The following is a 23,775-nucleotide window of genomic DNA, read 5'->3' as shown; positions in this document are numbered from 1 at the left end:
GCGGCGGCTGGAGCCCGTGCGCGTAGCGGGTGGTCAACCCTCGTCGAGGAGTTGGCGCAGGCGGTTGACGATCTCGGTGTGGTCGGCGGTGGGGGGTAGGTGGTCGGCGGCGTCGGACCACAGCTCGGTCGCCGCCCGGCCGAGTCTCGGGGTGACGCCGGTGGCCTCGGCCAGTTCGACCCCGATGCGCATGTCCTTGAGCATCAGGCGCAGGCCGAAGCCCGAGTCGAAGGTCTCCGGCAGGATGTGGTCCGGCCACTTGCGCTCGGTGGAGCCGCTGCGCCCGCTGGAGCCGTTGACGGCTTCCAGCATGGTCGCCGGGTCCAGGCCGAAGCGCTGCCCGGCGAGCATGGCCTCGCTGGTGAGGAGCAGGTGGGTGGCCGACATGAGGTTGTTCAGCGCCTTCAGCACGTGCCCGGCGCCGGCGGGCCCGAGGTGCAGCACACGCCGGCCGACGGCCTCCAGCAGCGGGCGCACCCGGTCGACGTCGGCCGGCTCGCCTCCGGCCATGACGGTGAGCGTGCCGTTCCCGGCGCCCTTGACGCCGCCGGAGACGGGCGCGTCCACCAGCCGGACGCCCCTCAGGGCCGCCCGCGCCGCCAGGGCCCGGGTGTTCAGAGGACGGGACGAGCCCATGTCGATGACGACGGTTCCGGACGCGGCCGCCTGAAGGAGTCCGTCGCCGTCCATGACGGCCTCCACCGCGGCGGAGTCGGGCAGCATGAGCACCACGGCCTCGGCGTCGCGGGCGGTGGCGGAGGCGGCGGGCACGGCGGTGCCGCCCGCCGCGACCAGGGCCTCGGACGCGGCCTCGGCCCGGTCGTAGCCGTTGACGCGGTAGCCGGCCGCGATGAGCCGGCGGACCATGGGCAGCCCCATGTTGCCCAATCCGACGAAGCCGATCGTGGCCCCGGGCCGGAGCGGGGTGCCGTTCAGGGGACGGTCGTCGTCGCCGGGGCGGAGCGGGGTGGCGTTCAGGGGCTCTTCACCCCTTCTTCGCGCAGCTCGCCGAGGGTGCGCTCGGCGATGCGGAACGACTCCAGGGCGGCCGGCGCGCCGACGTAGACGGCCGTCTGCAGCAGTGCCTCCTGGATCTCCGCCTCCGTGACGCCGTTGGTGATCGCACCGCGTACGTGCACCGCCAGCTCGTGCCCACGGTTCAGCGCGGTGAGCATGACCAGGTTGAGCAGGCTGCGGGTACGCCGGTCCAGGCCCTCCCTCGTCCAGACCGCGCCCCAGCAGTACTCGGTGACCAGCTCCTGCACGGGCCGGCTGAAGTCGGTCACCGCGGCGAGCGAGCGCTCGACGTGCGCCTCGCCGAGCACCTCCTTGCGCATCGCCAGGCCGGCTTCGAAACGGTCGCTCATCGGTTCTCCTCATCGTGGGCAGCGGTGTAGTCGGCGGGGCTGACCTCGTCGTACCAGTGGGTGGGGCCGAGGGAGATGGCGGTGTGCGTCATCAGGGTGGTGTCGGTCGCGCCGTGCCAGTGCCGCTCGCCGGGCGGCACCCAGACCGTGTCGCCGGGCAGCAGCTTGACCGCTGGGCCGCCCTCGGCGCAGACCCAGCCCTGCCCGGCCAGCACCTGGAGGATCTGGCCGTCCGCGTGCTCGTGCCAGTTGGTCCTGGCTCCCGGGGTGAAGGTGACGAGGTTGATCGTGGTGCCGTCGGTGGTGGGCAGCACCGGGTCGGCCCACACGGTGCCGACGAACGTGGCGGACTTGACGACGGACACCTCTCCGGCGGCGCGTCCGTGGACGATTCTCATGACGTTCCTCCGTGTACGCGTACTCCGCCGGAGACGTCGCCGATGGCGTCGACCACGCGGTTGCTGATCTGGTCGGCGTAGCCGAGGTTGGCGGCCAGACCGAAGGCGGCCAGCGGGCCGGCCGCGTTCAGGGTGGGGACGCCGAGGTCGTGCAGGTGGTCCACGTACAGGACGAGATCCTTGGTCATCAGGGTGGAGGTCAGGCCGCCCTCCAGGTAGTCGCCCTCGACGATGTGCGGGAAGCGGTTGGCCGTGGCCCAGTTGGCGCCGCTGGAGGCGTTGAGCACGTCCAGGAGGGTGCGCGGGTCGAGCCCCGCCTTGCGGCCCGCGACCATGACCTCGCTGGTGGCGGCCAGGCTGACCGCGTTGAGGAAGTTGTTGAGCAGCTTGGCCGAGTGGCCCGTGCCCGGCCCGCCCAGGTGGAAGATCTTCTGCGCGAACGTCTCCAGCAGGGGCCGGATCCGGTCCAGCGCCTCCTGGTCGCCGCCGGTCATCAGCGTGAGCGTGCCCCGCTCGGCCGCGGCGGCGCCGCCGGAGACACCGGCGTCGAGATAGCGGGCGTCCTTGGCGGCCACGAGCGCGGCGATGCGCCGGGTGGAGCCGGGGGAGGTGGTGCTCAGGTCGACGATGGTCTGGCCGGCTCGGGCGTGCTCCAGGAGGCCGCCCTCGCCGAGCACGACCGCTTCCACGGCCCGGCTGTCGGGCAGCGAGAGCAGGATCTGGTCGGCGGCGCCCGCGATCTCCGCGAGGTCGCGTGCCGGGCTCGCGCCCGCGCGCTCCGCGCTGCCGGGCGCGGGGTCGTAGCCGAGTACGGGGTGCCCGGCGTCGGTCAGGCGGCGGGCGATGCGGCCGCCCATGTTCCCCAGGCCGACGAATCCGACGCTCATGCGCCGTCCCTTCTCGTGGTGATCGCTCACGCACCGGCTCCCTTCGGGGTGATGACGCGGGCCGCCTCGTCCACGGCGGTGGGATCCCACGCTCCGGCGCCGCCGCCGGGGCGGACGGTGTTGACCCAGGCGGAGCCGCCGTCCACCGACAGCACCTCGCCGTTGACGTAGGAGGCGTCGGAGCTGAGCAGGAAGGCCACCGCCGCGGCGACCTCCTCGGAGGTGCCGGTGCGCCGCTGCGGGACGGTCGTGCCCCGTCGCCTGAGGTCGTCGCCCGCGCCGGGGCTGCCGGCCGAGCCCGCGAACAGGCCGGTGGGGACGAGCCCCGGCGCGACGGCGTTGACCCGCACGCCCTGCGGGCCGCCGTACATCGCGGCTCCGCGCATGACGCCGAGCACGCCGTGCTTGGAGGACTCGTACGGCAGCAGGTCGTGGCTGCCGCGCAGGCTGGCGATCGACGCGGTCAGCACGATGGCCCCGCCGGCGCCCTGTGCGGCGTACTGGCGGAAGGCGGCGCGGACGCCGAGGAAGGCGCCGCGCAGGTTGACCGCCACGACCCGGTCGAAGTCCTCGACGCTGATCTCGGGCAGCCGGTCGAAGGTGCCGACGATGCCGGCGTTGAGGTGGTGCAGGTCCACCCGGCCGAACCGCTCGACGGCGGCGGCCACGTAGGCGTCGGTGTCGTCGGGGTCGGACACGTCGGCGCGTACGGCGAGCGCGGGACCGGCCAGCCCGTCGGCGACCCGCCGGGCGCCTTCCAGCTCGACGTCCACCACGACGACCGACGCGCCCTGGCGCGACAGCAGGCTCGCGGTGGCCGCGCCGATGCCGGAGGCGGCTCCGGTGACGACGGCGACCGCGCCCTCGAATCTGCTGGTCATGACTTCCTCTCCGGTGATGCCCGCCATCCCTGGTAGACCAGGCCGCGCCTGGGCAGCGTGCGGCACAGCAGGTAGTAGACGAGGTGGGTGCGGGGCCACTGGGTGACGTTCGCGCCCGAGGACGAGTGGTAGTAGTTGTTGCAGCCTGCGTCCATGGCCGAGGCGTGCTTGGCGAGCTGGCGGTCCACCCAGCTCACGTGCCGGTCCAACGCCCGCTCGTCGGTGTCCACCAGCTTGGCGCCGCTCCTGTGGACCCGGCGGATGGCCCGTACGGCCACCTCGGCCTGGCGTTCGAGCTGGGCGATGATGGAGAAGCCGCCGTTGGTGTTGGGGCCGTACATGATGAAGAAGTTGGGGAAGCCGGGCACGGTCACGCCGAGGAAGGCGCGGGGGCGTTCGCCCCAGAACTCCTGGATCTCCTTGCCCCGCCGGCCCGTCACGGCGAACCCGGACAGGAACCTGGTGGGCTGGAAGCCGGTGCTCAGGATGAGCACGTCGATCGGGTGCTCGGTGCCCTGGTCGTCGATCACGCCCTTCTCGGTGACCTTGGTGACCGCGTGCGGCACGAGGTCGACGTTGGGCCGGTTGAGCGCCGGGTAGAAGCCGCTCGCGAAGATCGGCCGCTTGCATCCCCACGGGTAGGAGGGGGTGACCGCGGCGCGCACGGCCGGATCGTCGATGGCCGAGTCGATGTAGCGCAGGCACAGCTCACGCATCCTGCGCTGCTCGCGCCCGCCCGTGTCGTAGGCCTTGAAGCGCCGCATCGAGTCGCGGAAGAGCTTGAGCCGGTAGAGCCGGCGCAGCGCGGGCAGCCGCTGGAAGCGGACCCGTTCGGCCGGGGTGAAGGTCCGCTCGCCCTTGGGCTCCACCCAGCCGGGCTCGCGCTGGAAGACCTCCAGCCGCTCGACCAGCGGGGCGATGGCGGGCACGATCTGCACCGCGGTGGATCCGGTGCCGACGACGGCGACCCGCTTGCCGGTCAGATCCGTTTCCGCGTCCCAGCGGGAGGTGTGGAACGACACGCCGCCGAACTCGTCCAGGCCCGGCCACGACGGGTAGCGGGGCACGTTCAGCAGCCCGACGGCGCTGATCACGAAGCGGTACGGCCGCTGCTCGCCGTCGTCGGTGGTCACCAGGTAGTGCCCGGCGTCGTCGTCCCAGACGACCGACTCGACCCGGACGCCGAACCGGAAGCGGGGCCGCAGCGAGAAGCGGTCCACCACCGCCTCGGCGTAGACCTGCAGCTCCGGCTGGGTCGCGTGGGTGCGCGGCCAGTCGTAGGGCATGAAGGAGAAGGAGTAGGCGTGCGAGGGGATGTCCACCTCGCAGCCCGGGTACCGGTTGTCCCACCAGGTTCCGCCGGGGGCCGGTGACTGCTCGAAGATGGTGAAGTCGGTGATCCCGGCCTGTTGGAGCTTGACGGCGGCGGCGATGCCGCCGAAGCCCCCGCCGATGATCGCCACATTGGTTCCTCCGGGCACGAGCTGGCCCCCTTTCAGGGCTGGACCGGTGGCCGGACGTCGAAGACGGCCAGTTGCGTGGCGATGTGCTGATACCAGCCGACGATCACCGTGACCTCGAAGAGCCCGTCGGTGCCGAGGGCGGTGACGGCGCGCTCGTAGGCGTCGTCGTCGAGCCCTCCGGTGCGCAGCAGGATGCGGGCGGTCTTGTGCACGGCGCGTTCCCGTTCGTCCGTGAAGCCGGGGTCCGTGCCGTCGCACAGCGCGTCGACCTCCTGCTGGGACAGTCCGGCGGCGGGACCGGCGAGCCGGTGGGCGTACAGCTCGTACGGGCTGTCGCGGTGCTGAGCGACGCTGAGGATGATGAGCTCGCGGCTGCGGGCGCTGAGTGAGATCTCGAACCGGACGGCCGCGCCGAGCTGCTCGAAGGCGCTGCCGATCGCGGGGTTGAGCAGCCAGGCGTTGCACGGTCCCGTGAGGGCGCCGCTCTCGTCCACGATGGGGAAGGCCCTGGTCTGGGTGGCGCGGCGGCCGTTGACCAGCGCGTCGTAGATGCTCCACTGCCGGGCGTCGAGGTCGTCGGGGCCGATCGGGGGGATCCGGCTCATGAGGCGGCCTCGGGCATCGGGTAGTCCGCGGCGTTCAGCACCCAGCCGTCCATGAGGGAGAAGTCGGTGCGGGGCGGGGAGAAGATGTCGATCAGGTGGTTGACGCCGGCGGCCGTCGCCTGGCTGGTGTGCTCGGCGGGGGGCGGGATGATCGTCAGCGACGGGCTGTCGCAGTGCTCGTGCTCGTCGTCGCGCCACTGGCTCAGGTCGGTGGTCCACGGCCAGCGCAGGTGGTGGGTGAACGCGCCGTCGATGACGAGCGAGCACTGCTCGAAGTCGTCGTGCGAGTGCGGGGACATCCGGGCGGGATCGCGCGGGCCGGTGCGGGGATGGGTGAAGTTCACCATGAACGAGCTGCACCGGAAGATGCGGAAGGCGGGCTCGGTCAGGCCGGGCACGTCGAGGTCGTAGGTGCGCAGCCGGAACCCGCCGACCGGGTCGGGCCACGAGATCAGCGGGGCGACGCCGGGGTGCGGCTCGTCGTAGGCGGCGGCGTTGGCGGCCTCGGCCGGGGCGGCTCCGGAGCGGGCGGTGAAGATGGTGATGACCCGGCCGCCGCCGTCGAGCCGGACGTCGGCGGCGCCCGGCGGGATGAACGTGAGCGTCTGCCCGCCGACCTTTGTGGCCGTCCCGTCGATGGTGATCGTCGCGGACGCGTCCGCCTCGGGGATCAGTACGGCGCACTCGTCGGAGGTCTCGGGCACCGTGAACCCGGTGGGGGTGACCAGGTCGGTGTAGCCGATCACCAGGTGCTGGCTGCGGCCGTACCAGGTGCGGGTGTCCCCGTCGGTGGTGGTGGGGGGCAGCTCGTAGAACTTCACGTGGCTCGCGGGCGAGTAGACGCCGGCCGGTTTCCGCGTCGCCGTCGCGGTGGGCAGGGCTGAGCGCGCGTCGCTCGGATCGTAGGGCATGGTGGGGTCCTTTCTAGGGGTGGGAGACGGCGGCGTCGCGGCGGATCGCGGCGGCGGCGGTGCCGAAGATGCCCGCGTCGTTGCCGATCATGACGAAGGAGAAGCCGCGCTCGGCCGCCTGGCGCGCGGCCGCGGCGTCCCGGCAGGCGGTGCCGAGCGGCACGTTCCGGGCGCGGGCGGCTTCCAGGAGCTCGCCGGTGTGCCGCTGGAGGAGCGGGTCGTCGGCGGCCAGGCCGGTGGACATCGTCAGGTCGCCCATGCCGAGGAAGGCGGCGTTGAGCCCTGGCGTGTCGAGGATCTCCGTGGCCTGTTCGAGCGCGGAGAGGTCTTCGAGCTGCGGGATGCGCAGGGTCTCCTCGTCGCCTCGCCGGACGTAGTCAGCGGTGGAGTCGAGCCCCCAGGCGCCGGCGCGGGAGGTGGTGCCGAGGCCGCGCCCGCCACGCGGGGGGAAGAGCATGCCGTTCATCGCGCGCCCGGCGTCGTCCGGGCCGGTCACGTGCGGGACGAGGATGCCGTCGGCGCCGGTGTCGAGGACGCGCTGCAGGTGGCTGCCGCCGGCATCGGGCACGCGTACCAGGGCGTGCATGCCGAGCCCTTGGGCGACGACGACCGCGCGGTAGGTGGACTCCAGGGTCATGGGGCTGTGCTCCATGTCGGCGACCACGAAATCGAAGCCCGCGCGGGCCAGCAGCTCGACGGTTTCCAGCGCGGGGATCTTGACCCAGGTCCCGATCAGGCACCGGTTGCTTTCGCGGAGGCGTTGGAGCATGCGCATGGATCCTCCTGTCCCTCTATGAGGGATGAGAGTTCTAGTAAGCGGGATAGGGGCGACGGTAGGCTTTTGGATGCTCTGCGTCAAGAGTCCTGTTTGAACACCTACTTTTCTTGAAGTCGAAATGTCGCAGAAACCTTGACGGCCCCGGTGGGGCGTGTTCTACAGTCCGACGTACCGGATGAGCGAACCGAAGAACCGCATTGCGGGACACAAGTTGATCCGGGTCGAACGCGGGAGGGCCGCACGTGACAATCCCCGACATCCCCAGCGGTGACCTCCAGGTCGTCGCCCGAGTGGTCCAGCTGCTGCGGCTGCTCGGCGAGGCCGGGACCATCGATCTGGTGTCCGCCGCCCAGGAGCTGAGCGTGGGGAAGTCCACGGCGCACCGCTACCTGGCTTCGATGGAGAACCACGGCCTGCTCCAGCGCCGTGACCGCAACCGCTACGAGTTCGGGCCGCTGCTCGCCGAGATGGGCACCATGGCCCTGTCCCGGCTGGGCGTGGTCAACCTGGCTCGCCCGGTCATGGAGGAGATCAGCCTGCGGGTCCGGCACACGGTCGTCCTCACGATCTGGAACGGCCGGCAGGCGGTGGTGGCCCAGGTGCACGAGGACAGCAGCCGGACGGCTCACGTCTCGATAAGGACAGGAAGCGTTCTGCGGGCGGGGACGGCCCAGGACTGTATCTTCCGCGCCTTCCAGGACCAGTCCTTCTACCGCTTCCGTCATGAGGCGGCGGAAGCCGGGCAGGAATCCGACGGGCTTGAAGAGGTACGCAGGACCGGCGTCGCCATCCGATCGAGCGCCAACGAGGGAGTGCGAGCGGTGGCGGTGCCCATCCGGGACGCCGCCGACCGTGTCGTGGCCGCGCTGGCAGTGGTCGGCGTGACCCAGCTCGTACCGGAAGAGGACGACAGCGATGTGGTGATGACGCTGCGTGAGGGCGCGCAGGCCATCCACCAGGCACTGAGCGCTTCACTCGAGCGCGCGGGAGAGTGACCGACCGCTCTCCCGCAGCCGTGGTCCGGTGCGCGCCGGCCGCGGACGAGTGACGGGGGTGGACCCGGAGCCGTGACGTCCCCCTGGCCGTGACGGCTCTCCACTCAAGAAAGGCAACGACATGAGGCACAACCAACTTCTGGCCCTGATGGCCACCGGTGCGCTGCTGGCCGCCACGGCGGCGTGCGGCTCGAACTCCTCGACCGACGCGAACGCCAACACTCTGACCTGGGCCAGCACGGGAGGCCAGTTCCAGGAGGACGAGAAGAAGGCTCTGCAGGAGCCCTTCACGGCCAAGACCGGCACCAAGTTCGTCAACGTGAGCCCCGCGGACGCCGCCCAGGTCAAGGCCATGGTCGCGTCAGGCAACACCAGCTGGGACCTGGCCAACATGAGCTGGATCTACGCCGGTGCCTACTGCGGGGAGCTCTACGAGAAGCTTGACGACCCGAAGCTCGACCGGAGCAAGTTCCCGCCCGGGACCACCCACGACTGCTTCGTACCGACCTACCGCTACGCCAACGTGTTCAGCTACAACGCCGACATGTTCAAGGGCGAAGCCCCCAGCAAGATCGCGGACTTCTTCGACGTCGAACGCTTCCCCGGCAAGCGCATCGTGCACGACTATCCCAAGAGCGGCCTGCTCGAAGCCGCCCTGGTGGCCGACGGCGTGGCGCCTGACAAGGTGTACCCGCTGGACCTGGAGCGGGCGCTGCGCAAGCTCGACACCATCAAGTCGTCCCTGGTCTTCGCCCCCAGCTACGGCGCGATCCAGCAGATGATGGTGGACAAGCAGGGCTCGATGGTCCTCACCGTGACCGCCCGCAGCATCGTGACCGCCCAGAGCGGCGCCAACCTCAAGGCCGTCTGGGACTTCACCACCGTCGACATCGGCGCCCTGGTGATCCCCAAGGGCACCGCCAACAAGGCGCTGGCCCAGCAGGCGCTCGCCTTCATCACCGAACCGGCGCAGGCCACGGCGTACGCCAAGCTGACCGGGACGGCGCCCGCGCGCACCGACGTGGACATCACCAGCATCGGCTACAGCGACGTGCAGAAGAACTTCAACGCGTTCCTGCCCGACCGCGGCACCCTGCTCGAGCAGGACAAGCCCTGGTGGATCGAGAACACCGACATGGTCACGAAGCGCTGGACGAGCTGGAAGGTCAGCTAGGTAACCACGATGCCGGCCTCTACCGCGTCTCCGCCGACCGCCGCCCCCGCGCCGCCGGCCGGCCGCCACCCAGCGGCCCGGCGGCGGCGGGCCGCAGCGCTGCTGCTCCTGCTGCCCGCCCTCGTCGCCCTGGTCCTGTTCTTCGTGCTGCCGCTGCTCGACATCATCATCGGCAGCTTCACCGACCCCGAACCGGGCCTGGGCAACTACCTCTCGCTCTTCACCGACGGCTACACGCTGCGCGTGCTGGGCCGTACGCTGCTCGTCGCCCTGATCGTCACGCTGGTGGGCCTGCTGCTCGGCTACCCGTACGCCTACATGATGACGCTGGCCGGTCCCACCACGCGGGCGGTGATGGTGACGGTCGTGCTGGTGCCCTTCTGGACGAGCATGATGGCGCGCAACTTCGCGTGGATGGTCCTGATCCAGGACGGCGGCGTGGTGCAGGGCATCCTCGGCCTGGTCGGGCTGAGCGGCGTCACGCTGCTCGGCACCGCGACGGGCGTGGCCCTGTCGATGACCCAGGTGCTCCTGCCCTTCATGGTGCTGCCGATGTTCAGCGTCATGCAGCAGATCGACCGTCGCCTGCTGCTCGCCGGGCAGAGCCTGGGAGCCAGCCGCATGTCGACCTTCCGCAAGGTGTACCTGCCGCTGTCGCTCCCCGGCGTGGTGTCGGGCGCGTCGCTGGTCTTCGTGCTGGCCCTCGGCTTCTACGTCACGCCGGCGCTGCTCGGCTCCCCGCAGAGCGCGCTCATCGCCCAGATCATCAGCGTCCGCACCAGGGACCTGCTCGACTTCGGCGGCGCGGGCGCGATGGGCGTCCTCATCCTGGTCGTGACGTTGATCGCGCTGGGCGCCAGCAGGCGACTGGCGGGCGCGGGCACGGCGGTCGCCGCGCACGCCGTGGCCGCAGGAGGTGACAGATGAACGCGCGTCCCTGGCTGAAGATCGTGTCCGTGATCGTGGGCCTGTTCCTGACGGTGCCGACGCTCGTCGTCATCCCGATGAGCTTCTCCTCGTCGCAGACGTTCAAGTTCCCGCCCGAGGGCTGGTCGCTCCAGTGGTACGAGCGGCTGTTCACCTCGCCCGAGTGGAGCACGGCCATCCTGAACTCCCTGCAGGTCGGGCTGCTGACGACCCTGCTGGCCACCACCCTCGGCACCGCCGCGGCACTGGGTCTGGGCATGCTGGGCACCAGGACGCGTGGCGTGGCGACCGGGTTCCTGCTGTCCCCGATCATCATCCCCAACATCCTCATCGCCCTGGTGGTCTTCTCGGCCTTCCTGCGGCTCTCGCTGACCGGCTCCCTGATCGGCATCGCGCTGGCGCACACGGCCATCGCGCTGCCGTTCGTGGTGATCGCGGTGACAGCCCGCCTGCAGGGCATGGACGCGTCCCTGGAGAAGGCCGGCACCAGCCTCGGCGCGGGGCCGCTGTCCGTCTTCAGGAAGATCACCCTTCCGCTGGCGCTGCCGGGCGTGCTCTCCGGCGCGGTCCTGGCCTTCATCACCTCCTTCGACGAGGTGGTGATCGCACTGTTCCTGCAGTCGCCCAGCACGCTCACTCTCCCCGTCCAGATGTTCAACAGTGTGACCGTGCAGATCGACCCCACCATCTCGGCGGCATCGAGCCTGATGGTCGTGCTGGTCAGCGTCCCCATCCTGCTCGCGCAGGTGATCGGCGCGCGCCGAGGAAAGGCAGGTAGGCAATGACCACCGGAGACGGACGCATCGAGCTGACGGATCTGTGCAAGAGGTACGGCTCCGGGCCCCTCGTCGTGGACCACGTGAACATCGACATCGCGCCGGGCGAGTTCATCACCCTGCTCGGGCCGAGCGGTTCGGGCAAGACCACCACGCTCAACATGATCGCCGGCTTCACCGACATCACCTCGGGGGCCATCAAGCTGAACGGGCGCGACATCGCGCCGCTGCCGCCGCACCGGCGCGCGTTCGGCATGGTCTTCCAGAGCTACGCGCTCTTCCCGCACATGACGGTCGCGCAGAACGTGGCCTTCCCCCTGCGTGAGCGCAAGGTGCCGAAGGAGGAGATCACCCGGCGGGTGGAGGAGACGCTGCGCCTGGTCGACCTGGCCGGCATGGGCGGGCGGCGGCCGAGCGAGCTGTCGGGCGGCCAGCAGCAGCGGGTCGCGCTGGCCAGGGCGGTGGTCTTCTCGCCCACCGTCCTGCTGCTCGACGAGCCGCTCAGCGCACTGGACCGCAAGCTCAGGCAGACCCTCCAGCAGGAGATCAAGCGCCTGCACGAGGAGCTGAAGCTCACCTTCGTCTTCGTCACGCACGACCAGGACGAGGCCATGTCGCTGTCGGACCGCATCGCGGTCTTCAACGCCGGACGCGTCGAGCGCATCGGCACCCCGGCCGACCTCTACCGCGACCCCGGCACCCGGTTCGTGGCCGGCTTCCTCGGCGAGTCCAACCTCTTCACCGGCCGGCTGCGCCCCGGCGGCGTGTACGAGTGGGCCGGGCACAAGTGGGCCGTGCGCGACGGCGACGGCGTGCCCGCCGAGAGCGACCTGGTCGTCCGCCCCGAACGGCTGAGCCTGGCCGCCGCCCCCACCGACGTGCCCACCGGCGCGAACAGCGTCCCGGCGAGGGTGACCGGCGTGTTCTTCCAGGGCACCCACCAGCGCGCCGAGCTCGACTACGGCGACGGCACGACGGGCTGCGCCGTTCTTTCCCCCGACATCATGACCGGCATCAGGACCGGCAGCACCGTGACCGCCTACTGGGACCCCGCCCACCAGGTGCTGGTGACCGCGTCGACCGATTCACATCCGAACGAGGAGACCGCATGACCCCGCCCACTGCCTCGCTGCTCGACCCGGAGCTCGACGGCGACCGGCTCAACCCCGACCCGGAGGCAGACGCGCTCCTCGTTGGCGCCGTGGACCTGCACCAGCACCCCGGGCCGAGCCCGTTCCCCAGGCGGATGACCCTCCTGGACGCCGCCACGGACGCCGAGGGCGCCGGCTTCGAGGCGATCGTCGCCAAGTCCCACCACCACAGCATGGTCACCGACATCCTGGCGCTCGGCCCCGCCGGGCTGGACGAGCTGTCGGTACGGGTCTTCGGCGGCATCGCGCTCAACCAGACCGTGGGCGGCCTGAACCCGCACGCCGTCGAGCTGGCCCTGCGGATGGGCGGCCGGGTGGTGTGGTTCCCCACCCTGTCCTCGGCGGCGCACATCGACCACCACCGCACCCACGACACCGGCTTCCCCACCTCCGTCGTGCAGCTGCGCCCCAACGACGTGATCACCATCCTCGGCCCGGACGGCAAGGTGCTGCCCGAGGTGCGCGACATCCTGTCGGTCATCGCGGCCGAGCAGGCGATCATGACCTGCGGCCACCTGGGCGTCGAGGAGACGACCAAGCTGATCGAGGCCGCGAAGCAGGAGGGCGTGCAGCGGATGCTGGTCAATCATCCCTGCTTCGTCGTCGGAGCCTCCGTCGAGCAGGCCGCGCAGTGGGCCCGGCAGGGCGCGCACATCGAGCACTGCCTGGTGATGTACTTCGGCCGTCCCGAGCGCCGCAGGGACCTGAACGAGCTGCTGGCCTTCATCAAGGCGGTCGGCACCGAGCAGACCGTGCTGTCGTCGGACTCCGGCCAGCAGAACAACCCGCTGCCCGTCACGCTGTTCCGGCGCGGGGCGCGCGGCCTCCTGGACGCGGGGCTGCCCGAGGGCGACGTCCGCCGCATGCTCGGCACGAACGCGGGCGGGCTGGTGAGCCGATGAGCGGCACCACGTATGAGGTGCTGGCCATCCGCTACGGCACCCGCGCGACCTCACGCGCCGCGACCTTCTTCAACCACCACGTGTACCGCGAGGCGGACTCGCCCATCGACCTGGACTTCTACCTCTGGGTGGCCAGGAACGACCAGCACACCGTGGTGATCGACACCGGCTACAACGCCGCCACCAAGGCGCACCGCCTGCCGCGCGTCGAGCTGGCCGACCCGCTCGCCGCCCTGGCCGCGCTGAACGTGCGGGCCGAGGCCTCCCCCCAGGTGATCATCACGCACGCCCACTACGACCACATGGGCAACCTGGACGCGTTCCCCTCCTCCGAGGTGGTCATCGCGCAGGCGGAGTTCGACTTCTGGACCGGCCCGTACGCCGATCGCCCGCAGTTCGCCTGCACCGTCGAGGAGAACGAGATCGCGCACCTGCGCGAGGTCCGCGCGCAGGGGCGGGCCACGCTCGTGGAACGTGCCACCCAGGTCGCGCCCGGCATCGAGGTGATCCCGGTCGGCGGCCACACGCCGGGGCAGCTCGTCGTGCGGGTGGCGACGGAGACGGGCCACGCCGTGCTCGCCTCCGACGCCGCGCACTTCTACGAGGAGGTGGATCTGGACCGCCCGTTCACCTACCTCACCGACCTGACCGGCACCTACCGCGCCTACGAGCAGCTGCGCGAGATGACCGGCGAGCCCGGCGAGGTGCTGGTGGCGGGGCACGACGCCGACGTGATGCGGCGCTTCCCGCCGCTGCTCGGCGCCGGCGGACAGGTGGTGCGCGTTGGCTGACCAGCAGCAGGACCAGCAGCAGGAGCAGCAGCAGAAGCAGCCGCAGGAGCAGGGACAGGGGCTGGAGCAGGAGCAGTTCAGGAGCTCGCTGGCCGGGAAGGTGGCCGTGGTCACCGGCGGCGGCAGCGGCATCGGCGCGGCCACCGCCCGCCGCCTGTCACGGGACGGGGCGGACGTCGTCGTGGTGGACGTCGACGGCGACGCCGCCGCCTCGGTGGTGGACGGCCTGCCCGGTCTGGCCGTCTCGGTGGCCGCGGACGTCGCCACCGAGGAGGGCGTGGACGCCTACATCGCCGCGGCCCTGGACGAGTTCGGCAAGATCGACCTGCACCACCTGAACGCCGGCGTGCTCGGCACCATGGCGCCCCTGCCCGATGTGGCGGCGGCCGACTTCGACCAGGTCATCGCGGTCAACCTGCGCGGCGTCTTCCTCGGGCTGCGCGCCGCCTTCCGGTGCTACCGCGACCAGGAGACGGGCGGCGCGGTGGTCGTCACCGCGTCGATCTCCTCATTGCGCGGCGCCGACGACCAGCTTCCCTACCAGACGTCCAAGCACGGCGTGCTGGGCCTGGTGCACGGCGCCGCCATGTACGGCGGGCCGCGCGGGGTGCGGGTGAACGCGGTGGCCCCCGGCCTGGTGCCGACCGGCCTGTTCGCCTCGTCCGGCCACGCCGACCGCGTCCGCACGCTGTCGCTGCGGGGCGGCACCGTGCCCATGCGGCGGGTCGGCACCCCTGACGAGATCGCCGGCGTGGTCGCCTTCCTGCTCGGCGACGACGCGGCGTACGTCACCGGAGAGGTCGTGTCCGCGGACGGCGGCGCGTTCATGGTCAACACCGTGACCCGCGGCGGCGGCGCGGGCGCGTGGACGCCGGCGGACTGACGAGTGAAAGGAACCCACCCGATGACGCTCACCCCCGAGCAGCAGAAGATCAAGGACGAGTTCATCCGGGTGCGCGGCACCTGGGGCGAGTCGTGGGAGAGCATGCTCCGGCTGGACGCCGGCTTCCTGGAGTCCTACCTGCGCCTGTCCGCGGTGCCCTGGACCAGGGAGCACCTGCCGGCCAAGGTCAAGGAGCTCGTCTACATCGCCATGGACGCCGCGGCCACCCACCTCTACCACCCCGGCATCCGCCAGCACGTCCGCGCCGCCCTGAGCCACGGCGCGACCGCCGAGGAGATCATGGAGGTGCTGGAGCTGACCGCCACCCTCGGCATCCACGCCTGCAACATCGGCGTGCCGCTGCTGCTGGAAGTGCTGGAGGAGGAGGGGCTGCGCACCGGACCGGCCCCGCTCGACGAGCGCCGGGAGCGCCTGAAGGCCGACTTCACCCACAAGCGCGGCTACTGGCACGACTTCTGGGACGGCCTGCTGGAGCTGGACCCGGACCTGTTCGAGGCGTACCTGGACTTCTCCGGTGTGCCGTGGACGACCGGCGTGCTGGAGCCGAAGGTGAAGGAGCTGATCTACATCGCCTTCGACGCCGCCGCCACGCACCTCTACCAGCCGGGGCTCAAGCTGCACATGCGCAACGCCATCGGGTACGGCGCCACCCCCGAGGAGATCATGGAGGTGCTCGCGATCGTCAGCGTCATCGGCATCCACAGCGTCGTCGAGGGCGCGCCCATCCTCCAGGAGGAGCTGGGCTAACGGAACGCGGCCAGCGGGATGCCGACCCACGAGGGCCGGTTGCGGGACTCGTAGACCACCTCGTACACCGCCTTGGACAGCTCGAACGCGTGCAGCAGGGCGGCGTCCGAGACCGTGATCGTGCCGCCCCCCTCGACGTATCCGTCGAGGAACGCGGCCTTGTTGCGCTCGGCCCACTGGTCGGCCTTGGGCTCCAGTTTGTCCGCCTCGGCATGGCCGGCCAGCAGATGCCTGGCGGCGTAGTCGAAGGAGCGGAGCATCCCGGCCACGTCGCGCAGCGGCGACGACAGTGCCCTGCGCTCGGCCAGCGGCTGGCCCGGCTCGCCTTCGAAGTCGAGCACCACCCAGTCGGCGGTGGTGCGCATCACCTGGCCGAGGTGATAGTCGCCGTGCACCCGCTGGACGGGCACCTCGGTGGTCAGCTCCTCGACCCGGTGGTAGGCGTCCTCCAGCATGCCGACGTGCTCGCGCAGCTCCGGCACCTCGGCCGCCGCCCGGCCGAGCTTGCGCCGCATGCCCTCGGCCATCCGCTTGATCTCGTGCGTCTCGACCGTGTCCGTCGGGAAGGCCTCGGCCAGCTCGTGGTGGACGCGGGCGGTGGCGGCGCCCAGCCGGGACGCCTCGGCGGCGAAGTCGCCGCCGGCCTCCGCCGCGGTGACGCCGGGCAGCGAGTTGTACAGGTCACGCACGCTGGTGAGCGCCAGGTCCCAGCCGTCGGTGGAGTTGGACAGGAACTCCTGCAGGATCGCCAGCGTGGTCGCGGTGCCGTCGAGGTCGGTCTCCATCCACCCGTACGGCTGGGCGATGTGCGGGGCGTGCCGGGCGGCCAGCGCGGTGACGACCTCCAGCTCGGGGTTGACGCCCGGGATGAGCCGGCGGAACAGCTTGCAGATGTACGTCTCGCCGTACACGAGCGAGGTGTTGGACTGTTCGGCCCCCAGCACCATGCTGCGGATGCCGGGGTCGATCTCGACGCCGGGCAGGTGCTCGAACCGCACCCGGCCATGTTCGGTGCCCTGTTCGGTGTCGCCCGCCATGGACTCCAGGACCCATCGGGTCAGCACCGGGTCGTGGGCGGCGTCGTACACGTGCCACCACGGGTGGGAGGGGCCGTCCGCGAAGGCGTACGGGCCGCACTGGCCGATGAGGGCGTGCTGGAGCGTGTCGGGAAGCTCGGTGCGCATGCCGAGCAGGAGCTGGTACCGCTCGCGGGAGCCCTCCTGCCACACCGACACGATCAGGTGGCGCAGGCCGGGGTCACCGGCCTCGATGGCGACGTCGGAATCGATCGACAGACTGTCGATCGGGCGCCCCTTGCCACCGAACCAGCGCTGATGTCCGATCCATGCGGCAAGGAGCTCGTCCAGCACGTCTTACTCCTCCTGGGTGATGGCCGGTGGGAGGGTGAACCAGTAGAACCCATGCCCAGGAAGTGTCAAAAGATACGGAAGCTCGCCAATCGGTGGAAAAGGAACTCCGCCCATGGTCTCGACGGGGGAGACGCCGACGAACCTCCGCAGGTCCAGCTCCACCGGCTGCGGGAAGCGGGACAGGTTGTTCACGCAGAGCATGCGGTCGTCGCCCAGCTCGCGGACGAACGCCAGCACGCTCGGGTTGGAGGAGTTGAGCTCGGCGAACTCGCCCAGCCCGAACACCGGATGGCGCTTGCGGATCTCGATCATGCGCCTGGTCCAGTGCAGCAGCGAGCCGGCGCTCTTCTGCTGCGCCTCGACGTTCAGGGCCTGGTAGCCGTAGATCGGGTCCATGATGACCGGCAGGTAGAGCCGACCCGGGTCGCAGTCGGAGAAGCCCGCGTTGCGGTCGGGGTCCCACTGCATGGGGGTGCGCACGCCGTCGCGGTCGCCCAGCCAGATGTTGTCGCCCATGCCGATCTCGTCGCCGTAGTAGAGCACCGGCGAGCCCGGCAGCGACAGCAGCAGGGCGGTGAACAGCTCGATCTGGTTGCGGTCGTTCTCCAGCAGGGGCGCCAGGCGGCGGCGGATGCCGACGTTGGCCCGCATCCGCGGGTCCTTGGCGTACTCGGTGTACATGTAGTCGCGTTCCTCGTCCGTCACCATTTCGAGGGTGAGCTCGTCATGGTTGCGGAGAAAAATCCCCCATTGGCAGTTTTCAGGGATTTTCGGGGTTTGTGCGAGGATTTCCGAGATGGGGTAACGAGACTCCCTGCGGACCGCCATGAAGATGCGCGGCATCAGCGGGAAGTGGAAGGCCATGTGGCACTCGTCCCCGCCGCCCACCGGATCGCCGAAGTACTCGACCACGTCGGAGGGCCACTGGTTGGCCTCGGCGAGCAGCACCCGGTCGGGGTAGATCCGGTCGACCTCCTTACGGACCCGCTTGAGGTATTCGTGCGTCCTCGGCAGGTTCTCGCAGTTGGTGCCCTCCTCCTCGAACAGGTAGGGCACCGCGTCCAGCCGGAACCCGTCGATGCCCAGGTCCAGCCAGAAGCGCAGCACCTCCAGCATCGCGTCCTGCACGGCCGGGTTCTCGTAGTTGAGGTCCGGCTGGTGGTGGAAGAAGCGGTGCCAGTAGTACTGGCCGCGCACCGGGTCGTAGGTCCAGTTGGACGTCTCGGTGTCGATGAAGATGATCCGGGCGTCGGAGTAGGCGGTGTCGGTGTCGGACCAGACGTAGAAGTCGCCGAACGGCCCCTCGGGGTCGTGCCGGGAGGCCTGGAACCACGGGTGGGCGTCGCTGGTGTGGTTCATCACGAGGTCCGCGATGACGCGCATGCCGCGTTTGTGCGCCTCGTCGACGAGTCTCACGAAATCTCCGAGATCGCCGAACTCGGGAAGGATCTTCATGAAGTCCGCGATGTCGTAACCGCCATCGCGCAGCGGGGACTCGTACAGCGGCAGCAGCCACAGGCAGTCCACGCCGAGCCACTGGAGATAGTCGAGCTTTTCGATCAGGCCCTTGACGTCGCCCGTGCCGTCTCCGTTGGAGTCGGCGAAGCCCCTGATCAGGACTTCGTAGAAGACCGCGCGTTTGTACCAGTAAGGATCGCGCGGCTTCTCCTCGTCGAAGGAGTTGGGTATGGGTGTGGAGCTCATGAGCTCTCCCCTTGGGGGCTCATGAGGGAGGCGCTAACACACACGTTGAAGACTCCCCGCTGAATTCAGTTCTACCGTGGCGAGGCTCGTACGGTGAGAATGTGGGCAGGCTGGATGTGAGGGTCGAGGCGCACGTAGTTGCTCTGGCGCCAGCGGTAGGACTCTCCGGACAGCTCGTCGTCGACGACGAACTCGGCGTTCCAGTCGAGCCCGATCGCGGGCAGGTCGAGTTCGACCGTGGCCTCGTGGGTGTGGTGCGGATCCAGATTGATCACCGCCAGAACGACGTCGCCCAGCCCGTGCCTTCGTGTGGCCGTGTCATAGGCGCCCGGGAGTCGTTTGGAAAAGCAGATGATGTCCGGTTGGTCGACCCGGTGGAATCGTAGATTACGCAATTCCTGCAGTGCGGGATGGGCTCTTCGAAACAAATTCAAATGCGTGATGAGAGGTGCCATGCTGCGCCCCTCTCGCTCCGCTAGAACCCAATTACGAGGTTTGTACTGATATTTTTCACTATCTAGATATTCCTCGCTCCCTGGACGTACTGGGATATTCTCCGCGAGCTCGTAGCCGGAGTACACGCCCCAGGTCGGCGAGGCGAGAGCGGCCAGCACGGCTCTGATCTTGAAGGCCGGTACGCCTCCGTGCTGCAGGTATTCGTGAAGGATGTCCGGCGTGTTGACGAACAGGTTGGGCCGCAGGAACGACGACGTCTCGTGCGCCAGCTCCGACAGGTACGCCTCCACGTCCGCCTTGGAGTTCTTCCAGGTGTAGTACGTGTAGGACTGGTGGAAGCCCACCTTGGCCAGCGTCTGGAGCATCGCCGGCCGGGTGAACGCCTCCGCCAGGAAGAGCACGTCCGGGTCGGTGGCGTGGATGTCGGCCATCAGCCGCTCCCAGAAGGACACCGGCTTGGTGTGCGGGTTGTCCACCCGGAAGATCCGCACGCCGTGGTCCATCCAGTGCCGCAGCACCCGCTTGACCTCGGTGTAGACGCCCTCGGGATCCCGGTCGAAGTTGATCGGGTAGATGTCCTGATACTTCTTCGGCGGGTTCTCGGCGTAGGCGATCGTGCCGTCCGCCCGGATCGTGAACCACTCCGGATGCTCCTTGACCCACGGGTGGTCGGGGGAGCACTGCAGCGCGAAGTCGAGCGCGACCTCCATGCCCAGCTCACGAGTACGGCTCACGAACTGCTCGAAGTCGGCCAGGGTGCCCAGGTCGGGATGGACGGCGTCGTGGCCGCCGTCCTCCGAGCCGATCGCCCACGGCGAGCCCGGCTCGTCCGGTTCGGGGCTGAGCGTGTTGTTGCGGCCCTTGCGGAACGTGGTGCCGATCGGATGGATGGGCGGCAGGTAGACGACGTCGAAGCCCATCTTGGCGATCGCGGGCAGACGCTTGGCAGCAGTCTGGAAATTTCCGGACTTGCTGATGCCGGCCTCGTTCACCACCGCGCCCTCGGACCTGGGGAAGAACTCATACCAGGAGCCGTACAGCGCCCTGCGCCTGCTGACCCTGACCCGCTGCTGCCTGGCCCTGGTCACCATGTCGCGCAGCGGATGCGCCTCCAGCAGCGAGGCCGTCTCGGGAAGCTGCGTCACCGACAGCCGGGCCCTGGGGTCCAGCTCCTCGTCACGCAGCGTGGCCGCGACCGCCAGCAGCGCCGCCCGGTGCCCGCACGGGCTGTCGCCGTTGCCGCCGTTGCCGTTCTTGGTGCCGTTCTTGGCGGCCTTGCCGTTGCCTTTCTTGGCGGCCGTGGCCGGCTGGCCGGCCGGGTGCCCGTTGGGCCCCGGGCAGTCGGCCGGCCGTACGGCCTTGGCGGCCCGCTCGAACAGCCGGGCGCCCTCCTCGCACATCAGATCGCTGTCCAGGCCACGAGGGATCTTGATCTCGGCGTCGTGCAGCCACGTCGCGATCGGATCACTCCACGCCTCCACCCGGAACAGCCAGTCGCCCTCGCTGGGCAGGCAGACCTCGACCGCCCAGCGGTCGGTGCCCGGCGCGAGCTCGCGCATCCGTCTCAGCCGGCCGCGCTGCCCATCGGGCGCGGTGAGCACCACGCCCGCGGCCACGGCGTCGTGGCCCTCTCTGAACACGGTCGCCGAGACCCCGAAGGTCTCGCCGGCGACCGCCTTGGCGGGCCACTGCCCGCAGTCGACGACGGGGGAGATGTCCGTGATGGGAATTCGTCCGATCATCGCATTTCAAGGTTGCGACGGCACACTCGGTACCGCCGGAGGCTTTCCGTTACAGGAACGATCCTTGCATGTAAATTCTGGGCAGCAGTGGATGTACCTCCCGAGTGTCACCGGGAGAGCCGACATTGGAGAAAGTTGCCCCAATCGTCCGTCTTCATGCTTCGTCCAGGAAAGGGGTTTGAACGTCTCTGCTGGGGGTGAAGGACTCAGAGGTCCCTCCTAGCCCGTAGGGTTCGAAATTGTGAGAGCTATCCGCCGGTTCACCGTCCGGACCGTCCTGCCCGCGGAGCTGGCCGCACTAGGCGAGCTCGTGCACAACCTGCGCTGGTCCTGGCATCCAGAGACGTTGGACCTGTTCGCCGAGGTCGATCCCGGCCTCTGGGAGCAGGTCGGCCACGACCCGGTCGCGCTGCTGGGCGCCGTGAGTCACGAGAGGCTGGCCGAGCTGGCCGCCGACCGTCGATTCCTGCGCCGGCTGGCCGACGCCGCCGACGACCTACGGGAGTACATGACCGCGCCCCGATGGCACCAGACGCAACCCGACGGCGCGCGGGCCATCGCCTACTTCTCCCCCGAGTACGGCATCGCCGCCGCCATGCCGCAGTACTCCGGCGGTCTCGGCATCCTCGCCGGAGACCACCTCAAGGCGGCCAGCGACCTGGGCGTGCCGATCCTGGCCGTGGGGTTGCTCTACCGCCATGGTTACTTCACCCAGTCGCTGTCGCCGGAGGGCTGGCAGCTGGAGCACTACCCGTCGCTGGACGCGGGCGGGCTGCCGCTGAGCCTGCTCAAGGACGACGGCGCCCCGGTCAAGATCCGCATCGGGCTGCCCGGCGAGCGGGCGCTGCACGCGCAGGTCTGGGTGGCGCAGGTCGGCAGGGTGCCGCTGCTGCTGCTCGACTCCGACGTCGCCGAGAACGACAACGCCGCCCGTGACGTCACCGACCGCCTCTACGGCGGCGGCACCGACCACCGGCTGATGCAGGAGCTGCTGCTGGGCGTCGGCGGCGTGCGGGCCATCCGCTCCTACTGCCGCGTCACCGGCCACGCCGAGCCGGAGGTCTTCCACACCAACGAGGGCCACGCCGGCTTCCTCGGCGTGGAGCGCATCCGCGAGCTCACCGAGGCCCGGCTCTCCTTCGACGAGGCGCTGGAGGTGGTGCGCGCCGGCACAGTGTTCACCACGCACACGCCGGTCCCGGCGGGCATCGACCGCTTCCCCGTCGACATGATCGCCCGCCAGTTCGGCGGCGACAACGCCTGGCCGACCGTGCCGGTCGAGCGGATCCTCGCGCTCGGCGCGGAGGCCGACCCCGCCAGGTTCAACATGGCCGTCATGGGCATGCGCCTGGCGCAGCGGGTCAACGGCGTCTCGGAGCTGCACGGCGAGGTCAGCCGGGACATGTTCAAAGAACTCTGGCCGGGATTCGACCTGGACGAGGTGCCGATCGGCTCGATCACCAACGGCGTGCACGCGCCGACCTGGGTGGGGCGCGAGTTCATGGAGCTGGCCGCCCGCGAGGTGCCCTCGCTGCTGGAGAAGGGGCGCGGCTGGGAGAACGTCCAGAAGATCCCCGACGCCGAGATCTGGAACATCAGGGGCGTCCTGCGGGCCCGCCTGGTCCAGGGTGCCAGGGACAGGCTCCGCCGGTCCTGGCGCGACCGGGGCGCGTCCCCTGCCGAGCTCGGCTGGGTCGACGACGTGCTGGACCCCGAGGTGCTGACGATCGGGTTCGCCCGGCGAGTGCCGTCCTACAAGCGGCTCACGCTGATGCTGCAGGACCCGGAGCGGCTGACCGAGCTGCTGCTGGACCCGGACAAGCCCGTGCAGATCGTGATCGCCGGCAAGGCGCACCCGGCCGACGAGGGCGGCAAGAAGCTGATCCAGCAGATCGTCAAGTTCGCCGACCGTCCCGAGGTGCGCCACCGCATCGTCTTCCTGCCCGATTACGACATGACGCTCGGCCAGCTCCTGGTCCAGGGCTGCGACGTCTGGCTCAACAACCCGCTGCGCCCGCTGGAGGCCTCGGGCACCTCCGGCATGAAGTCGGCGCTCAACGGCGGCCTCAACCTGTCCATCCGCGACGGCTGGTGGGACGAGTGGTACGACGGCACCAACGGCTGGGCCATCCCCACGGCCGACGGGGTGGACGACCCCGACCGGCGGGACGAGCTGGAGGCGACCGCCCTCTACGACCTGATCGAGCACGAGGTGGCCGACCGCTTCTACGACCGGGCCGGCGACGGGCTGCCGCGCCGCTGGATGGAGATGGTCAAGCACACGCTGACCTCGCTCGGGCCCAAGGTGCTGGCCGGGCGGATGCTGCGCGACTACGTCGTGGGCCTCTACTCGCCCGCCGCCCGCGCCGCCCAGGCGCTGTCGGCCGACTCCCACGCCGCCGCCAAGGCGTTCGCCGCCTGGCGGCTCAGGGTCACCAGGGCCTGGCCGGGCGTGCGGGTGGAGCACGTGGAGGCCTCCGGCGTCGGCGACACCCCGGAGGTGGGCGCGGCGTTGGAGCTGCGCGCCACCGTCGCGCTGGGCGACCTGGAGCCGGGCGACCTGCTGGTGGAGGCCGCGTACGGCAAGGTCGGCCCGCACGACGAGCTGATCCGTCCCGCCTATCTGGAGCTGACCGCCGGCGAGGTGGAGGACGACGGCCGGGCCCACTACAGCGGTGTGGTGCCGCTGGATCGGACCGGCGCCTTCGGCTACACCGTCCGGGCCGTCCCGCACCACCCACTGGCCGCCGCGCGGGCCGAGCTGGGCCTCATCGCGGTGCCGGAGGAGCCCGCCGGCATGACCAACGGCATCCTGCGGTGATCCGGTGCCGGTGGACCAATGCACC

General features: G+C 70.2%; 22 protein-coding genes. 10 read left to right on the top strand and 12 right to left on the bottom strand.

Translation table 11 applies throughout. The features are described 5' to 3' along the window. Nucleotides 1-33: 33 nt before the first annotated feature. The 9 genes from ACIBQX_RS16635 to ACIBQX_RS16595 all read right to left on the bottom strand — a co-directional run bounded on the left by ACIBQX_RS16635 (nt 34) and on the right by ACIBQX_RS16595 (nt 7,287). On the bottom strand, nt 34-903 hold the full coding sequence (locus tag ACIBQX_RS16635; RefSeq protein WP_397005447.1) for an NAD(P)-dependent oxidoreductase: 870 nt from the start codon (nt 901-903) through the stop codon (nt 34-36). Between the two features lie 71 nt (nt 904-974). Then, complete coding sequence (locus ACIBQX_RS16630) at nt 975-1,367, bottom strand: carboxymuconolactone decarboxylase family protein (RefSeq protein WP_397005173.1); 393 nt, start codon at nt 1,365-1,367, stop codon at nt 975-977. After that, complete coding sequence (locus ACIBQX_RS16625; RefSeq protein WP_397005171.1) at nt 1,364-1,765, bottom strand: cupin domain-containing protein; 402 nt, start codon at nt 1,763-1,765, stop codon at nt 1,364-1,366. The genes ACIBQX_RS16630 and ACIBQX_RS16625 overlap by 4 nt, the downstream gene beginning before the upstream one ends. Further along, complete coding sequence (locus tag ACIBQX_RS16620) at nt 1,762-2,682, bottom strand: NAD(P)-dependent oxidoreductase (RefSeq protein ID WP_397005169.1); 921 nt, start codon at nt 2,680-2,682, stop codon at nt 1,762-1,764. Before ACIBQX_RS16620 ends, ACIBQX_RS16625 begins: the two co-directional genes overlap by 4 nt. Beyond that, nucleotides 2,679-3,533 (bottom strand): SDR family NAD(P)-dependent oxidoreductase, encoded by an 855-nt coding sequence (locus ACIBQX_RS16615; RefSeq protein ID WP_397005167.1) that lies wholly within the window; start codon nt 3,531-3,533, stop codon nt 2,679-2,681. Before ACIBQX_RS16615 ends, ACIBQX_RS16620 begins: the two co-directional genes overlap by 4 nt. Beyond that, nucleotides 3,530-4,996: a flavin-containing monooxygenase gene (locus tag ACIBQX_RS16610; RefSeq protein ID WP_397005165.1), complete on the bottom strand. Its 1,467-nt coding sequence runs from the start codon at nt 4,994-4,996 to the stop codon at nt 3,530-3,532. The genes ACIBQX_RS16615 and ACIBQX_RS16610 overlap by 4 nt, the downstream gene beginning before the upstream one ends. A 32-nt stretch (nt 4,997-5,028) precedes the next feature. Next, a complete protein-coding gene (locus ACIBQX_RS16605; protein ID WP_397005163.1) occupies nt 5,029-5,601 on the bottom strand; it encodes a carboxymuconolactone decarboxylase family protein in 573 nt (190 codons plus the stop codon). Next, a complete protein-coding gene (locus ACIBQX_RS16600; RefSeq protein WP_397005161.1) occupies nt 5,598-6,512 on the bottom strand; it encodes a hypothetical protein in 915 nt (304 codons plus the stop codon). The genes ACIBQX_RS16605 and ACIBQX_RS16600 overlap by 4 nt, the downstream gene beginning before the upstream one ends. Nucleotides 6,513-6,525: 13 nt before the next feature. Then, the gene (locus ACIBQX_RS16595; protein ID WP_397005159.1) at nt 6,526-7,287 is read right to left on the bottom strand and encodes an HpcH/HpaI aldolase/citrate lyase family protein; all 762 of its coding nucleotides are present in this window, start codon (nt 7,285-7,287) and stop codon (nt 6,526-6,528) included. 245 nt (nt 7,288-7,532) lie between these two features. On the opposite strand from ACIBQX_RS16595, the gene ACIBQX_RS16590 reads away from it, so the two are divergent. The 9 genes from ACIBQX_RS16590 to ACIBQX_RS16550 all read left to right on the top strand — a co-directional run bounded on the left by ACIBQX_RS16590 (nt 7,533) and on the right by ACIBQX_RS16550 (nt 15,657). After that, entirely contained in the window at nt 7,533-8,285 is a 753-nt protein-coding gene (locus ACIBQX_RS16590) for an IclR family transcriptional regulator (RefSeq protein WP_397005157.1), read from the top strand. Between the two features lie 121 nt (nt 8,286-8,406). Then, entirely contained in the window at nt 8,407-9,459 is a 1,053-nt protein-coding gene (locus ACIBQX_RS16585; RefSeq protein ID WP_397005155.1) for an extracellular solute-binding protein, read from the top strand. Nucleotides 9,460-9,468: 9 nt separating this feature from the next. Next, nucleotides 9,469-10,386, top strand: a complete 918-nt coding sequence (locus ACIBQX_RS16580) for an ABC transporter permease (RefSeq protein ID WP_397005153.1) — start codon at nt 9,469-9,471, stop codon at nt 10,384-10,386. Then, entirely contained in the window at nt 10,383-11,171 is a 789-nt protein-coding gene (locus ACIBQX_RS16575) for an ABC transporter permease (protein WP_397005151.1), read from the top strand. Before ACIBQX_RS16580 ends, ACIBQX_RS16575 begins: the two co-directional genes overlap by 4 nt. Continuing rightward, nucleotides 11,168-12,274, top strand: a complete 1,107-nt coding sequence (locus ACIBQX_RS16570; RefSeq protein WP_397005149.1) for an ABC transporter ATP-binding protein — start codon at nt 11,168-11,170, stop codon at nt 12,272-12,274. The genes ACIBQX_RS16575 and ACIBQX_RS16570 overlap by 4 nt, the downstream gene beginning before the upstream one ends. Further along, nucleotides 12,271-13,215 carry a DUF6282 family protein gene (locus ACIBQX_RS16565; RefSeq protein ID WP_397005147.1) on the top strand — a complete coding sequence of 315 codons (945 nt, stop codon included), beginning with the start codon at nt 12,271-12,273 and terminating at the stop codon, nt 13,213-13,215. Before ACIBQX_RS16570 ends, ACIBQX_RS16565 begins: the two co-directional genes overlap by 4 nt. Continuing rightward, nucleotides 13,212-14,006, top strand: a complete 795-nt coding sequence (locus ACIBQX_RS16560; protein ID WP_397005145.1) for an N-acyl homoserine lactonase family protein — start codon at nt 13,212-13,214, stop codon at nt 14,004-14,006. Before ACIBQX_RS16565 ends, ACIBQX_RS16560 begins: the two co-directional genes overlap by 4 nt. After that, nucleotides 13,999-14,889 carry an SDR family NAD(P)-dependent oxidoreductase gene (locus ACIBQX_RS16555; RefSeq protein ID WP_397005143.1) on the top strand — a complete coding sequence of 297 codons (891 nt, stop codon included), beginning with the start codon at nt 13,999-14,001 and terminating at the stop codon, nt 14,887-14,889. The genes ACIBQX_RS16560 and ACIBQX_RS16555 overlap by 8 nt, the downstream gene beginning before the upstream one ends. Nucleotides 14,890-14,910: 21 nt before the next feature. After that, complete coding sequence (locus ACIBQX_RS16550) at nt 14,911-15,657, top strand: carboxymuconolactone decarboxylase family protein (protein ID WP_397005141.1); 747 nt, start codon at nt 14,911-14,913, stop codon at nt 15,655-15,657. Here ACIBQX_RS16550 and ACIBQX_RS16545 read toward each other — a convergent pair. The 3 genes from ACIBQX_RS16545 to ACIBQX_RS16535 all read right to left on the bottom strand — a co-directional run bounded on the left by ACIBQX_RS16545 (nt 15,654) and on the right by ACIBQX_RS16535 (nt 20,929). Continuing rightward, nucleotides 15,654-17,027: a phosphotransferase gene (locus ACIBQX_RS16545; protein ID WP_397005139.1), complete on the bottom strand. Its 1,374-nt coding sequence runs from the start codon at nt 17,025-17,027 to the stop codon at nt 15,654-15,656. The genes ACIBQX_RS16550 and ACIBQX_RS16545 overlap by 4 nt on opposite strands. Before the next feature lie 3 nt (nt 17,028-17,030). Further along, nucleotides 17,031-18,731 (bottom strand): maltose alpha-D-glucosyltransferase, encoded by a 1,701-nt coding sequence (gene treS, locus ACIBQX_RS16540; protein WP_397005137.1) that lies wholly within the window; start codon nt 18,729-18,731, stop codon nt 17,031-17,033. 71 nt (nt 18,732-18,802) lie between these two features. Continuing rightward, the gene (locus ACIBQX_RS16535) at nt 18,803-20,929 is read right to left on the bottom strand and encodes an alpha-1,4-glucan--maltose-1-phosphate maltosyltransferase (RefSeq protein WP_397005135.1); all 2,127 of its coding nucleotides are present in this window, start codon (nt 20,927-20,929) and stop codon (nt 18,803-18,805) included. A 241-nt stretch (nt 20,930-21,170) separates the two neighbouring features. Between ACIBQX_RS16535 and glgP the strand changes: the two genes are divergently transcribed. Continuing rightward, the gene (gene glgP, locus ACIBQX_RS16530) at nt 21,171-23,750 is read left to right on the top strand and encodes an alpha-glucan family phosphorylase (protein ID WP_397005133.1); all 2,580 of its coding nucleotides are present in this window, start codon (nt 21,171-21,173) and stop codon (nt 23,748-23,750) included. Nucleotides 23,751-23,775 lie beyond the last annotated feature (25 nt).

Origin of the sequence: Nonomuraea sp. NPDC049714, from assembly GCF_044465295.1 — a bacterium.
Lineage (GTDB): Bacteria > Actinomycetota > Actinomycetes > Streptosporangiales > Streptosporangiaceae > Nonomuraea.
The sequence above is the reverse complement of the archived record's forward strand: the minus strand, read 5'-3'. Positions and strand labels throughout refer to the sequence as shown.

Coding starts and splice junctions, on each gene's coding strand:
- ACIBQX_RS16630 (WP_397005173.1), bottom strand. CDS start 1,367: ATGAGCGACCGTTTCGAAGCCGGCCTGGCGATGCGCAAGGAGGTGCTC.
- ACIBQX_RS16625 (WP_397005171.1), bottom strand. CDS start 1,765: ATGAGAATCGTCCACGGACGCGCCGCCGGAGAGGTGTCCGTCGTCAAG.
- ACIBQX_RS16615 (WP_397005167.1), bottom strand. CDS start 3,533: ATGACCAGCAGATTCGAGGGCGCGGTCGCCGTCGTCACCGGAGCCGCC.
- ACIBQX_RS16605 (WP_397005163.1), bottom strand. CDS start 5,601: ATGAGCCGGATCCCCCCGATCGGCCCCGACGACCTCGACGCCCGGCAG.
- ACIBQX_RS16600 (WP_397005161.1), bottom strand. CDS start 6,512: ATGCCCTACGATCCGAGCGACGCGCGCTCAGCCCTGCCCACCGCGACG.
- ACIBQX_RS16595 (WP_397005159.1), bottom strand. CDS start 7,287: ATGCGCATGCTCCAACGCCTCCGCGAAAGCAACCGGTGCCTGATCGGG.
- ACIBQX_RS16585 (WP_397005155.1), top strand. CDS start 8,407: ATGAGGCACAACCAACTTCTGGCCCTGATGGCCACCGGTGCGCTGCTG.
- ACIBQX_RS16580 (WP_397005153.1), top strand. CDS start 9,469: ATGCCGGCCTCTACCGCGTCTCCGCCGACCGCCGCCCCCGCGCCGCCG.
- ACIBQX_RS16575 (WP_397005151.1), top strand. CDS start 10,383: ATGAACGCGCGTCCCTGGCTGAAGATCGTGTCCGTGATCGTGGGCCTG.
- ACIBQX_RS16570 (WP_397005149.1), top strand. CDS start 11,168: ATGACCACCGGAGACGGACGCATCGAGCTGACGGATCTGTGCAAGAGG.
- ACIBQX_RS16565 (WP_397005147.1), top strand. CDS start 12,271: ATGACCCCGCCCACTGCCTCGCTGCTCGACCCGGAGCTCGACGGCGAC.
- ACIBQX_RS16560 (WP_397005145.1), top strand. CDS start 13,212: ATGAGCGGCACCACGTATGAGGTGCTGGCCATCCGCTACGGCACCCGC.
- ACIBQX_RS16550 (WP_397005141.1), top strand. CDS start 14,911: ATGACGCTCACCCCCGAGCAGCAGAAGATCAAGGACGAGTTCATCCGG.
- treS (WP_397005137.1), bottom strand. CDS start 18,731: ATGAGCTCCACACCCATACCCAACTCCTTCGACGAGGAGAAGCCGCGC.
- ACIBQX_RS16535 (WP_397005135.1), bottom strand. CDS start 20,929: ATGATCGGACGAATTCCCATCACGGACATCTCCCCCGTCGTCGACTGC.